Origin of the sequence: Mucilaginibacter sp. (assembly GCF_965200995.1) — a bacterium.
Classification (GTDB): Bacteria; Bacteroidota; Bacteroidia; order Sphingobacteriales; family Sphingobacteriaceae; genus Mucilaginibacter.
Map to the genome: position 1 here is coordinate 1,435,849 of NZ_OZ241743.1, position 11,949 is coordinate 1,447,797.

Genomic DNA, 11,949 nt, shown 5'->3' on the forward strand with positions numbered 1-11,949 from the left:
AGAATAGCCGCAACAGACAAGCAGCCTGAATATGCCGGCGTTTTATGACAAAACTTACAGTTTAAACCACTTTACTGCGAAACAGTGAATACTTAACGCAAAATGCTCCATAAACTTTTTAGTTCTGCCCGGCTGTAATAAAACTACTTTACAAGCATCCTACTTATACAACTTTAATAAGGATACTGAAATTCCGGCGTTGTTTTACCGTTATACTTGCATCATGAAAAAGCTGCTCCTGCTGTTGCTGATTTTGGTTACCATTAAGGCACAAGCCCAAACCGAAGAGGCCCGCCTGAAAGAACTGTTGTTCGGCCACAGCCTGTTTCATAAAAGCCCGTTGTATAAGCACGATGATTACGGGGTAAGCATCGGCATCATCAACGGCAGGCATATCTACTTTATTCATTCGGGCCGGCGGGCCGGGTCAGATTTACCGGTAGACAGCGCCACTTTATTTGAGGTAGGCTCGGTAACCAAAACCTTTACCGGGCTACTGCTGGCACAGCAAATGGTTAATCACCGCATCAGCCAAAATGCTTATATGGATGCTTACTTGCCGGTCCAGGTAAAACTGCGTCCCGACTTACGCCACAAGGTAAAAATTACCGATCTGGCCTCGCACCAGTCGGGCCTGCCTAACCTGAGTAATGATGAGTACATCAATGCCCTGTTCAAGCAAAATCCTGTGCAGCCGTTCAGTTTAACCACCCCGGCCTATATTTACCAGATACTTAACAAAACCACCGCTTTAAACGGTTACGGCACTTACCAGTACAATAATTATGCTTATGCGCTGCTGGGGCTTATCCTGCAGCAATCTGCACATACCACCTATGCGCAGTTGCTGCAGCGCCAGCTGCTTACGCCGTTGCAGTTAACGCATACCCGGCTATCAGCTTACAGCAGCCGTAATGTGGCTGGGCGCTTTGATAGTAAAGGGCAGCCGCAGCCTGTTATAGTAGCAAATGCCATTGCCCCTGCCGGCGGACTGCGCTCCAACGCAATGGATATGTTGAAGTATGTGCAGTACCAGCTTAACCCGCCGGTAATGGCACGCAAAGCCGTAGCGCTTACCCACCAGCGGTTTCACAGCGATGATAAGCATGTGATCGGTTTGGGCTGGGATATCTTCCCTGATTACCTGGAAAAGAGCGGCGATACCTTTGGCAATTCCTCACTGCTGCGGTTCAGTACCCGTAAAAAACTGGGCGTGGTGGTGTTATCCGACCATCAGGACAGTCAGTTTGTGGAAGATGTAGCAAACGCTGTTTTTAAAGAACTGGAATAACAGTTTAACCGGCGGATGCAACAGCCTTAAACCAGTAGCACAAGCTGCCTTCATACATCAGTGTATTTTGCTTAATAAAACCGGCCTTTGTAAGTACATGTACAGAAGCCGTGTTATTAACATCAGCCATTGCATACAAAACCTCCTGTTGCAGCTGGTTAAACCCGTATTGCATTGAAGCTTTGGCTGCCTCAGTAGCATAGCCTTTGCCCCAGTAGTGTTTAATTAGCCGGTAGCCCACATCGAAATAATTGCTGTGCCCATTCACTTCATCAGTATGCCACTTCAGGCCCGCCCAGCCAATAAATTGTTGTGATACTTTTTCTATTACTGCCCATCTGCCAATGCCATAAGCTTCATACTGTGCCTTAATAACATCTATGGCTGCAATAGCTTCGCTTAACGTAGTAATTGGCTTATTACCTAAATAGCGCATCACTTCCGGATCACTGTTTAGAGCCAACATATCTTCGGCATCTTCAGGTAAAAGTTCCCTTAGTATGAGTCGTTGCGTTTCAACACAGATTTTCATGAGCTGCTTTATTGCGCCGTTTTAAATACAGTTTTACAAATACGCCTGCCGCTCCATCCATGATTGCAGCAGGATGGTGGCCGAAACCGTATCTACCAGGCCCTTATTGTTGCGCCGGTCGGACTTTTTCATACCGCTTTGCAATATGGCGGCGGAGGCCATTTTGGAAGTAAAGCGCTCATCCAGCATTTCTACGGGTATGGCGGGGAAGGTTTTTTTCAGCAGGTTGGCAAAGCCCTTTACATGCGGGGCCGATTGCGAGGGCGTGCCGTCCATTTGCTTCGGCTCCCCTACCACAAAGCGTTCTACCGGCTCGGCTTGCAGGTACTTTTTCAGGTACTCCAGCACCTGGCTGGGGTGGATGGTATCCAGCGCTGTGGCAATCAGCTGCAGCGGGTCGGTCACCGCTATGCCGATACGTTTGGTACCATAATCAAAAGCCATTACCCGCATATTTAGATTTGTGATGTTAGATGGGAGATTTGAGTGCGAAGATAGCGGTAAAGCGGAGGAATATCAGTTTATCAGTTACTTTGGCTTCCTTGTCTGTTTAATTGGCAATGGAAAGGATGATAGGCTAAGTTGCCGGGTTTGTGACTGAATAACAGATATAGCAGTAGCGTTTAGGAGATAAAAGCTGGATAGCTAACCCACACTTAAACAACTACACAGCATAGAAGGCAATCATTTAAAAGGAACTGCCTTTTATTTAGATTGATCATTATTATTGACCTTATCTCTTTCACGCTGCTTACTTTGCCGGATTGTTTGCCGTATAATAAGAAAAACGCCTATCATCATGAGTAAGCCAACTGCTGTACCAGTAAATAAAATGGACATAACTATTATTTTAAAATACAACCTGCATTAATGGGTAATGTTTCAGGAAATCATCTCCTTAAAGCCAGGGCAGGCTGGATATTTAATTACCGCTATAAGCAGGTAACTTGCATAGCATATTAACAAGGGCTGTAGTACAGCCAACCACAAGCAATAAAACAGAAATGACAGACCCTATCCAAATCCTATTACGCCCAACCACAGTTGCTGATCTGGAAACATTGTTCCTCTTTCAGCTTGACCCGGAAGCCAGCTACCTGGCGGCTTTCACTCCAAAAGACCCGACAGACAAAACCGTCTATATGCAAAAGTACATCAAACTGATTAACGACCCGGCTATAAATAACCAGACCATCCTGGTGAACAACACCATTGCCGGGAGCATCGCAAAATTTGAGATGGAGGGTAAAGCGGAAATTACCTATTGGGTGGACAGGAAATTTTGGAACAAAGGTGTGGCCACAGCAGCCCTTAAAAAGCTCCTGACGATGGAACCGGCCCGGCCCATTTTCGGGCGGGTTGCCTTTGATAACCTGGGTTCGCAAAAGGTATTGGAAAAGGCCGGTTTTATAAAAACAGGGACAGACAAGGGCTTTGCCAATGCACGGCAGGCAGAAACAGAGGAGTTTATTTACCAACTCGCCTGACAAAACCCTGCCGGCAGCATCGGCTTTGCGCAAATGGTTATTTTACAGGAGGTAAAAAATGAAGGGAGTTAAGCAACTTCCACATCCATACCGGCAATCAGATTGCTCCTGAAAGTGTATACATGGTTTACAGTCCCGTCAAACATAACGTTCCCCTCCAGGTCTTTAACCAGCTGATGCACCTTGACTTCAAACCTGCCATCCGGGCGTTCAGTTAGTGATTGCGGCTCAACCACAGGGTTAATTTCGCTCCACTGCCGGGTCCAGTACTTTCTCACCTCATCGAAGCCGACCACATGGCCGCCTTCAAAAGCCTTAGGCCAGTGCACATCGGGGTTCATGTTCAATAAGCGGCCAGTAGGGTGATTCCATATACTGATGTTGTTAAGCGGGGGTGCGGCAAATACTTAAAATTAATCGGTTTGTGCAAGTATCATCAACCCTTTACTGAAACGATTTTCGCCTGTGGTGCGGCGATACCACCACCAGTGCTCGGGAGGCTTTTTAGTTACACTGCCCTCTTCACATTATGCTGAAACAGGTTTCGGCATTACTAATTGCAGCCTTTCGGCTAAGGGTAATATACCTCCCTTATCGACGCTAAAAAGTGTAAAGGCAAAGTTTACACTTTTCAAAAAAAATAGTGCTTAAGATATTGACAGTCAACCTATTGAAAAAAAGCAGGGTTTACACTTTTTAGAGCTTTTGGTTGTGCATTTTGATGCAGTTTCAGTTCTTCTGAATGCTTATGGTGAAGGTACCGCACCACTGGTAAAACCCTTCCTGTCTTGCAATCCCACAAAACGACCGTTTAATACACCAGGTTTATCGTTCAAATCTCTTGAGGAGCAAATAGACTGAAATAATTGCTAAACCAACTATAATGTATTGCTTTCCCGAGTTTGAAGTAAGGGTACGTCTGAACCCGTTATCAGGCATGACCGATAATAAGAAGTAAATTACTCGATAGAGAATATAAGTACAAATCACTGGTAAGGCAAATAAGGCCGCGTGGCCTAACATGTTTTTCATGCAAAACTATATTTCAATTTCTCAAAACATCACTTTTATTGTATGAAATCAACGCTGAGATTTACGCTTTTTATTTTTATAATCTGAATAAAGCCCAATGCCAAATAATAAAGTGGGAAGCCAGGCAAAGAAACTGAATTTACCGAAATTATAAGCAAACCAATTTATTCCACCTGTAAAGGCGTCTGCACCTATGTATAACATAGCTATGCCTAAGATGATCAGAAAAATAGCGAGTAACTTTAATTCTTGTAACATAGTTGTGTTTGACGATTTGTAAAGGTAGAAACTCTCACTGGTTTAAGTCTTCCGCAGGATGACTTAAATTACAATATGGTATCCAGCACTCCTATGCGTAATAGCGCACCAGCGCTACGGTTTATGCACTACCTTTTGCAACCCTTCAATAGTTTGTTATTTAATCATTGCTGCGCTGCTATAACGGCGGACGGGAGTCCCCGGCTTTATCATTAAATTTAAGTCATCCGCAGGATGACTTAAACCAGTGAGAGGATTGCTGATATACATCAGCACCTGCCGGAACTATACTCCACCCCTCTCAAATCTCCTGTCTAACATCTCACATCTAATGCTTATCTTGCCCCAATGCAGTTTAGGGACATAGTGGGGCAGCAGGCCATTAAGCAACGTTTACTGGCTACCGTTCGGGAGAACCGGGTAAGCCATGCGCAGTTGTTTTTGGGGCCGGAGGGGTCGGGCAGTTTGCCGCTGGCCATTGCCTACGCCCAGTATGTAAGCTGTGAGGACCAGCAGCCGGAGGACTCCTGCGGGGTATGCGCCTCCTGCCGCAAATACCAGAAACTGGTACACCCCGATCTGCATTTTTCGTACCCGTTCTTCGCCAGGCACAAGGACGATACGGCCCTATCCTTTATTGAGCAGTGGCGCGAGGCGCTTACCGCCCAACCGTACCTAAGCATGGACATCTGGCGCAGTTACCTCGAAGCGGATAACAAACAGGCCAACATTAATATTGCCGAGTGCCACCAGATCATCAAAAAACTCAGCCTGAAGCCTTTCGAGTCGGCATATAAGATTCTGATCTTGTGGCTGCCCGAATACCTGGACAAGGAAGGCAATACGCTGCTCAAGCTCATCGAGGAGCCGCAGCCCAATACGCTGTTCCTGCTGGTGGCGCAAAACCAGGAGCAGATACTCAATACCATTCTCTCGCGTACGCAGCTCATTAAAATACCGGCCTTAACTTATGAGGAGGTAAAGGCAGAACTCATAAAACGCGGGCAAACGGAACCTGCCGCCGCTGAAACGGCCTACCTGAGCAGCGGCAACCTCACCGAAGCCCTGCAGCTGCTGCACCAGCAGGATGGCAAGGGTTACCACCAGCCGTTCATCAACTGGCTGCGCAACTGCGTGGTGAATAAGGTGCCCGACATCATGAGCGGCTTTGTGGAGCAAATTGCCAAGGCCGGGCGAGAGAACCAGAAGAACTTTTTGCGTTACGGCATCAGCTACCTGCGCGAGTGCTGCCTGCTGCTGGCCGGCGCCGAAGAACTGGTGCACCTGCCTGCCGCCGAGCTGGAAACGGCTAAAAAGCTAACGGCCTTTATTAATTTGCCTATGGCCGAGGCCATCAGCGCGGTGCTGGAGAAGGCGCATTACCATATAGAGCGCAATGCTAACCCTAAAATCTTATTTTTAGATGTATCTTTACAGATTGTTAAGATATTACACTTTAAAATGCTCCCTGCGGGGACTCAATATATATAACCAATTATGGGATGTGGAAGTTGCTCAACCGGTGGCGGATGTACGCCGGCCGGCTGCAAAAGTAACGGGGCCTGCCTCACTAACGGCTGCAGCAAATTAGATGTTTACGACTGGTTGTCGCACATGGACATGCCGGCAAATTATAAGCCTTTTCAGATCGTCGAAATCAAGTTTAAGGGCTCGCGTAAGGATTTCTATGTAAACCAGGATAACATTTACCTCGAAAACGGCGAACTGGTAGCCGTAGAAACGCCTGCGGGCAGCGGGTACGATATCGGCCACGTATCGCTCACCGGCGAACTGGTGCGTATGCAGATGGTAAAGCGCCGGGTAAAGGAAGGCGATGTAACCAAAAAGATATTCCGCCGCGCTACCCCCACTGATGTAGACAAATGGAAGGCCGCCAAAGACCTGGAGTGGGAAACCATGCACAAGGCGCGTACGCTGGCGCTGGAACTAAACCTGTCGATGAAACTCAGCGATGTGGATTACCAGGGCGATAAAACCAAGGCCACCTTTTATTATACAGCCGAAGGCCGGGTGGATTTCAGGGAACTGATCAAGAAAATGGCAGAGGCGTTCCGCATCCGTATCGAGATGCGGCAGATTGGTATGCGGCAGGAGGCCAGCCGTTTGGGTGGTATCGGCTCCTGCGGGCGTGAGCTGTGCTGCTCTACCTGGCTTACCGATTTTAAAACGGTATCTACGGCGGCGGCACGGTATCAAAACCTGTCGTTAAATACGCTTAAGCTGGCCGGGCAGTGCGGTAAATTAAAATGCTGCCTCAACTACGAGCTGGATACCTACATGGATGCGCTGAAGCACATCCCGGATAATGTGCATATCCTGCGCACCGAGCAGGGGGATGCCCGCCTGCAAAAAACGGATATTTTTAAACGCCTGATGTGGTTCAGCCTGCCCGGCGCCGAAAACTGGATAGTGCTGCCTACCACCCGTGTAAAGGAAATTCAAAAGCTGAACAAGGAAGGCGTGATACCTGCCGAGTTGGGCGAATTGCAAATTGAACAGGTACAGCCGGAAAAGGTACTGGATTACGAGAACGTAGTAGGCCAGGACAGCCTTACCCGCCTGGATGATCGCGCCAATCGTAACCGGAATAATAATAACAACCGCAAACAGAAAAGCAAAAAGCCGGATGGCCGCCAGGGCGAACAGCAGCCGCAGGATGGAAAGAGGAGAGACAGCCGACAGCCGCAGCAAGGCAAGCCGCCGGTACAAAAGGTAATCATTGAGGAAACTACCGTAAAAACAGTAACGGTAGAGGGTGCCCAAACTGACGGGGAAGGCGGCGCTAACAACCAGCCTAATGCCAATAAGCGGCATCATAACCGCAGGAACCGTAACCGCAACCCGAACCAGCAAAACCGTAATAACCAGCAACCTCCACGTAATGAAGGCGGCGCTTAAAATTTTATATGTGTTTTTGGGTTGTAGCAGCCTGCTAACCGCAGGCTGCACAGATGCCAATGCGGTGCTTGACCAAAACGCCCGTATTGATAACCTTAACTGGGCTTATGTAAACAAAATTAAGTACGATGTAGCCATTGAGGACACCACCGTGGCCTACAACCTGTATTTAAATCTGCGTGTTACGGCCGATTATAAATACGCCAACCTGTTCGCCCTGATAGGCGAAGGCAAGGCCGGCAGCAAACCGCACTATACCCGTTACGAGTTTAAACTGGCCAATCCCGACGGCGAATGGCTGGGCAAGGGCAGCGGCAACCTGTTCAGCTACCAGATACCGTTTAAAACGGATTATCACTTCCCTGCCAGGGGCACCTATCACTTCGAAATAGAGCAGAATATGCGCAACAACCCGCTAAGAGAAGTAAGTGATGTGGGTTTGCGGGTGGAAAAGGTAGCCCCCTGAATCCCCTGAAGGGGGAACTGGAGTGGCTGAATAATAATCGCCGCAAACAGGATGAATGGGTGAAGGCACTGCATACCCGGCGCATTACGTAGCAAAAGGCCAAAGCTATAAACTACAACCCTTGCTCACAATTTAAGGTTCCTGCTGTTATAGTTTCAAACAATATCCTTTCACATGAACAAGCGCATTGTATCTGTAATTACCATAATTATTATAGCTGTACTTATCGGGGTAGTTTATTACCGCTACTTTTTTGTGTTTGGCGATGGTACAAAAGCCGGCGCCATGAATTATTTTGTGCACAAAGGCTACCTCTTTAAAACTTACGAAGGCCGCCTGATACAAACCGGCTTAAGGGCGCCTGCCCAGGGCGCTATACAATCCAACGAGTTTAAATTTTCGGTAACTGATACCAAGGTAGCCGACTCCCTGAGCCGTTACTCCGGCTATTATTTAACGCTGCATTACAAAGAGTATAACCATGCCCTGCCCTGGAGAGGGGTAAGCGCCTTTGTGGTGGATAGCATTATTGCCAAAACACCAATTAACTCTGTACAGCCGTAAAAGCAGTTGTCTTTAACTAAGTAAACAGTCATTTCGACCGCAGGGAGGAATCTTCTGCTGCATACCGGCTTCTTGAAGAAGATTTTTCCATGCGGTCGAAATGACGAAAAGAAAGGGGGCCGCTCCTAATGTACATCCACTTAATCAACTGCCAGTTATTGTAAGCCGGTTTAATTCTTCAACCGTAACGCTTAAGTAATCAGCCAGTAAATGAGCAGGCAGGCGCTGTAAAAGTTTGGGCCGGCTGGTAATGAGTTGCGCATAACTGCTGCCTGCGCCAAATGCTTTTAGATGAGTAAGGTACTGGTACATATCATCCAGTTGCTGCGCCACGTACTGCGTATGAAACGCCTTATACCACGAAAATTCCCGGCAGGCCCTGTTCCAGTGTGTGCGGTTGATGATCAACAGGATGGCATCTTCGGCAGCCTGCAGGTTGAGGGTAGTAGGCTGCTGCTCCACAAACGAGTACATATCCATTACAAAATCCTGCTCCTCATAAAAGCCAATGGTTTTTATGGTTCCGCTTACCTGTTCATGGTAAAGTTGCAGGCAGCCTTTAACAATAAAATAAATATGATTGATTAATCTGCCGGCCTTGAATATAGGCTGCCCGCTGCTAAATTGCTTCAACCTGAACATACCGCAAAAAGCCAGCAACTCATGTTCGGGCGGCTGAGCCGCTAACCGGATACAGTTTGCCAGTACGGCAAGTTCATTTTCGAGGTTTAGTACCTTAACAGTCATATCAGCAAAAACGCAAAAACGGAATAGCGGCTTATAGCAATCGGCATAAATATATTTTAGTTGTCCGCACAATTGCAGCTTATAGCGCTCCTGCTATTAAAATAACCGTATCTTATTATTCTGCGGCAGGCGCTTTTACTGTTGGCGACCGGAGTTCGGTAAGACCACCAAAACAAATTGGAGTTATTACCTAAGCTTTATCTTAACGCCGCCTTTGTCATTATCTACCGCCGCCAGGTGGAGTACAATGCCTTTCATCCGGCGTTTATCTAATTCTTCCTGGTCGGTAATGTCCTTATCCTTTTTGGGGTTACGCAGGGGTACATCTAATGAAATATTGGTACCCTTGCCTAAAGAGTAAATACCGGCCACATTCATATTCAGCACGCTTGAGTTAAACTGCATGGGTTGAATGGTAATCTTTTCTCCATTCAGGTTAAACCTGCCATCGAGGTTATTAAATGTAATATTGGTTAAATCCCTGAAGGGCACATACTTGTCAATATTTTTCAGCGGCGCATAATTAATCAAAGCGCCATTTTTCAAATTGAGGCTCAGCGTACCGTTCAGGGAATTATTGCCCAGCGAACCCTCGTTGGTTACGATACCGCTTACGTTGGCCTTAGCCGAAAGTATGCCCGTAAGGTTATTGGAGGTCAGATCCTTCAAGCCAAAATTATCAAAGGAATAAAAGAAGTTTTTCACGTTTACATTGTTCACCGTGGCATTCAAGGTAAACCGGTTATTGGTTGTAACGCCCTGAATAATCCGGCCACTGGCATTTAGCGTACCGCCGGCCTGGTTAGAAGTTAGTGTTTTAAGTGTAATCCCGGCAGCCTCTACAATAATATCGGCATGGGCGTTGGTAGCCAAAAACTTCTTATAGTGCAGGTTACCTATGGTCATGTGCATTTCGGCCCGCGCCTTTTCAAAAACATTGTTAAACTGATCAATAAAACTACCTGTTTTAGTCATGGAGGCGGCTTTGGTATTGGTTTGCTTTACGGGTACCGGTGCACCTCTGGCATTTAAAAACCCCAGAAACTCGGCCAAATACAATTGAGGACTGTTGATATTCCATTTAATGAGTATCTGTTCGGGCGCGGTATAGTACAGGTTTAAAAAGTTGTTAACGCGCGCATTCATGAATACAATGCTGCGGCCGCTTTGCAGGCGTATATTGCTCAGCACCAGATCGTTTCCTGATAGGTTGACAGAAATTGCGGTATTGGTAAAATTTAATTTGCGCGGTACATAACTGGCATTGGCATGTTGGATGTTAATTGACCCTGCAATAACAGGTTTATACAACCTGAAATTCACTACATTGGCTTTTACGGCCAGTTTCAGGCTGGCATCGCCTTTGGTAAAGCGCAAAGTTTGCGTACCAATTACGTTGTTAATTTTAGGCACATCAAATTTAGAGCGTACGGTACCTTCGGCAACCGGGTTGTCCAGGTTATGAATAATGGCGGAGTCAATGTTAATAGGTAATTCCTTATATTTTGCATTTAAATCCAGCACCTTAATAGCAGAATTGGCATCGCTCAACCCCATTCCGTTGATGTAGTTATTGGTGAATACGCCATTAAAGCTGCACTCTGTAAACTGGCCGCCCAAAGCTTCGAGTATATTACGCTCTACATGGCAGGTTACAAAAATTAACGGATCGCCTCCGCCGGAAAACGCCCCCTTCAGCTGGCATTTAACCGCAAAAGGGTTCTTGAGGTTAAACTGATTCAGTTTTTGGGTGATATTAGGGGCAAGCAAGGCTGATGCATGTCGCCATAGTATTTGCTCGGCTGCAACGGTAATTTTAAAATCGGTATTAGGGCTGCCGGTATTAAACTGTGCACCAACAGTAAAAGGGTCATCGCCGATGTTAAGTTTATTGGGTGCAACCGTAACTATTTTCTTATCCGCATTATAGGAGACCAGAAAGGGGCCGCTCAGGTGCTTATCTTTAATAAAGCTGCCTTTTTTAGTATTAAAGGCCATGCTTTTGGCCATTACATCCAGGTTAAAATCGGCTACCCAGCCGGAGTCGGGGTAGTTCATCTTGCCCGATAAATCATTCACGGCAAACTTGAAAAGTTTACTCGCCTGCTGATTATCCAAAGTAAAGCCTACGTTGTTTAAATCAAACTGCTTTATTTCGGTGGAACTTTCACTATCGTCCTTTTTCTGATCGTTTTTGGGCTTATTGCTTTTCTTAAATACCGAGGTATTGCTGTAGCCGGTGCTGTCGGTATATAGGTCTATAGCCGCATTGGTAATACCCACACGGTTTACCTGTATTATCCCCCGCAGCAGTGCAGCCGTATTTACAGATACAGCCAGTTCTTTAGCCATTAAAAAGGTATGCTTGTGGCGGGCAAACTGCTTATCGCGAAGGGTTACATCATTCAGCTTCAGCGATACATCAGGAAAGCTTTTAAAGAAGGTAGGATCCATACTGCGGATGGTAAGTTCACCATCCAGGTTTTTATTCAGTGTGGTAGTTACCATAGCCAGTACCTTCTGCCTGTGCGTAACAATATATACCGTAATGGCAATTACAGTAAGCAATACAAAAGCAAGTATTCCCCCTGCAATTTTGAGGGCGGTTTTTAACCATTTGGGCATAGTAAACTTTGGTGTTTAAGTACAAATG

12 protein-coding genes are annotated in these 11,949 nt (G+C 46.6%); 6 read left to right on the forward strand and 6 right to left on the reverse strand.

The window, feature by feature from the left end:
- Nucleotides 1–223 precede the first annotated feature (223 nt).
- Entirely contained in the window at nt 224–1,291 is a 1,068-nt protein-coding gene (locus ACY652_RS06805; RefSeq protein WP_462267286.1) for a serine hydrolase domain-containing protein, read from the forward strand.
- A 4-nt stretch (nt 1,292–1,295) separates the two neighbouring features.
- Here the strand turns inward: ACY652_RS06805 and ACY652_RS06810 are convergent, their stop codons facing one another.
- Together ACY652_RS06810 and ruvX are read right to left on the reverse strand one after the other, a co-directional pair.
- Complete coding sequence (locus ACY652_RS06810) at nt 1,296–1,823, reverse strand: GNAT family N-acetyltransferase (RefSeq protein WP_462267287.1); 528 nt, start codon at nt 1,821–1,823, stop codon at nt 1,296–1,298.
- 33 nt (nt 1,824–1,856) lie between these two features.
- On the reverse strand, nt 1,857–2,276 hold the full coding sequence (gene ruvX / locus ACY652_RS06815; RefSeq protein WP_462267288.1) for a Holliday junction resolvase RuvX: 420 nt from the start codon (nt 2,274–2,276) through the stop codon (nt 1,857–1,859).
- 551 nt (nt 2,277–2,827) lie between these two features.
- Between ruvX and ACY652_RS06820 the strand changes: the two genes are divergently transcribed.
- Nucleotides 2,828–3,310, forward strand: coding sequence for a GNAT family N-acetyltransferase (locus ACY652_RS06820; RefSeq protein ID WP_462267289.1), 483 nt, complete (start codon nt 2,828–2,830; stop codon nt 3,308–3,310).
- Between the two features lie 68 nt (nt 3,311–3,378).
- Here ACY652_RS06820 and ACY652_RS06825 read toward each other — a convergent pair whose 3' ends face one another.
- Nucleotides 3,379–3,651: a nuclear transport factor 2 family protein gene (locus tag ACY652_RS06825; protein WP_462267290.1), complete on the reverse strand. Its 273-nt coding sequence runs from the start codon at nt 3,649–3,651 to the stop codon at nt 3,379–3,381.
- Nucleotides 3,652–4,390: 739 nt separating this feature from the next.
- Nucleotides 4,391–4,600, reverse strand: a complete 210-nt coding sequence (locus tag ACY652_RS06830) for a hypothetical protein (protein ID WP_462267291.1) — start codon at nt 4,598–4,600, stop codon at nt 4,391–4,393.
- A gap of 348 nt (nt 4,601–4,948) precedes the next feature.
- On the opposite strand from ACY652_RS06830, the gene ACY652_RS06835 reads away from it, so the two are divergent.
- From ACY652_RS06835 to ACY652_RS06850, 4 genes are all read left to right on the forward strand, one after another.
- Entirely contained in the window at nt 4,949–6,091 is a 1,143-nt protein-coding gene (locus tag ACY652_RS06835; RefSeq protein ID WP_462267292.1) for a DNA polymerase III subunit, read from the forward strand.
- Between the two features lie 6 nt (nt 6,092–6,097).
- On the forward strand, nt 6,098–7,519 hold the full coding sequence (locus tag ACY652_RS06840) for a PSP1 domain-containing protein (protein WP_462267293.1): 1,422 nt from the start codon (nt 6,098–6,100) through the stop codon (nt 7,517–7,519).
- Nucleotides 7,503–7,985: a gliding motility lipoprotein GldH gene (locus ACY652_RS06845; RefSeq protein ID WP_462267294.1), complete on the forward strand. Its 483-nt coding sequence runs from the start codon at nt 7,503–7,505 to the stop codon at nt 7,983–7,985. Before ACY652_RS06840 ends, ACY652_RS06845 begins: the two co-directional genes overlap by 17 nt.
- Before the next feature lie 174 nt (nt 7,986–8,159).
- A complete protein-coding gene (locus tag ACY652_RS06850; protein WP_462267295.1) occupies nt 8,160–8,549 on the forward strand; it encodes a hypothetical protein in 390 nt (129 codons plus the stop codon).
- A gap of 144 nt (nt 8,550–8,693) precedes the next feature.
- Here the strand turns inward: ACY652_RS06850 and ACY652_RS06855 are convergent, their stop codons facing one another.
- Both ACY652_RS06855 and ACY652_RS06860 read right to left on the reverse strand, forming a co-directional pair.
- The gene (locus tag ACY652_RS06855) at nt 8,694–9,296 is read right to left on the reverse strand and encodes a Crp/Fnr family transcriptional regulator (protein WP_462267296.1); all 603 of its coding nucleotides are present in this window, start codon (nt 9,294–9,296) and stop codon (nt 8,694–8,696) included.
- Between the two features lie 186 nt (nt 9,297–9,482).
- Nucleotides 9,483–11,921, reverse strand: coding sequence for an AsmA family protein (locus tag ACY652_RS06860; protein WP_462267297.1), 2,439 nt, complete (start codon nt 11,919–11,921; stop codon nt 9,483–9,485).
- Nucleotides 11,922–11,949: the final 28 nt, after the last annotated feature.

Coding starts and splice junctions, on each gene's coding strand:
- ACY652_RS06845 (WP_462267294.1), top strand. CDS start 7,503: ATGAAGGCGGCGCTTAAAATTTTATATGTGTTTTTGGGTTGTAGCAGC.
- ACY652_RS06810 (WP_462267287.1), bottom strand. CDS start 1,823: ATGAAAATCTGTGTTGAAACGCAACGACTCATACTAAGGGAACTTTTA.
- ACY652_RS06825 (WP_462267290.1), bottom strand. CDS start 3,651: ATGAACCCCGATGTGCACTGGCCTAAGGCTTTTGAAGGCGGCCATGTG.
- ACY652_RS06835 (WP_462267292.1), top strand. CDS start 4,949: ATGCAGTTTAGGGACATAGTGGGGCAGCAGGCCATTAAGCAACGTTTA.
- ACY652_RS06805 (WP_462267286.1), top strand. CDS start 224: ATGAAAAAGCTGCTCCTGCTGTTGCTGATTTTGGTTACCATTAAGGCA.
- ACY652_RS06850 (WP_462267295.1), top strand. CDS start 8,160: ATGAACAAGCGCATTGTATCTGTAATTACCATAATTATTATAGCTGTA.
- ACY652_RS06840 (WP_462267293.1), top strand. CDS start 6,098: ATGGGATGTGGAAGTTGCTCAACCGGTGGCGGATGTACGCCGGCCGGC.
- ACY652_RS06855 (WP_462267296.1), bottom strand. CDS start 9,296: ATGACTGTTAAGGTACTAAACCTCGAAAATGAACTTGCCGTACTGGCA.
- ruvX (WP_462267288.1), bottom strand. CDS start 2,276: ATGCGGGTAATGGCTTTTGATTATGGTACCAAACGTATCGGCATAGCG.
- ACY652_RS06820 (WP_462267289.1), top strand. CDS start 2,828: ATGACAGACCCTATCCAAATCCTATTACGCCCAACCACAGTTGCTGAT.
- ACY652_RS06860 (WP_462267297.1), bottom strand. CDS start 11,921: ATGCCCAAATGGTTAAAAACCGCCCTCAAAATTGCAGGGGGAATACTT.
- ACY652_RS06830 (WP_462267291.1), bottom strand. CDS start 4,600: ATGTTACAAGAATTAAAGTTACTCGCTATTTTTCTGATCATCTTAGGC.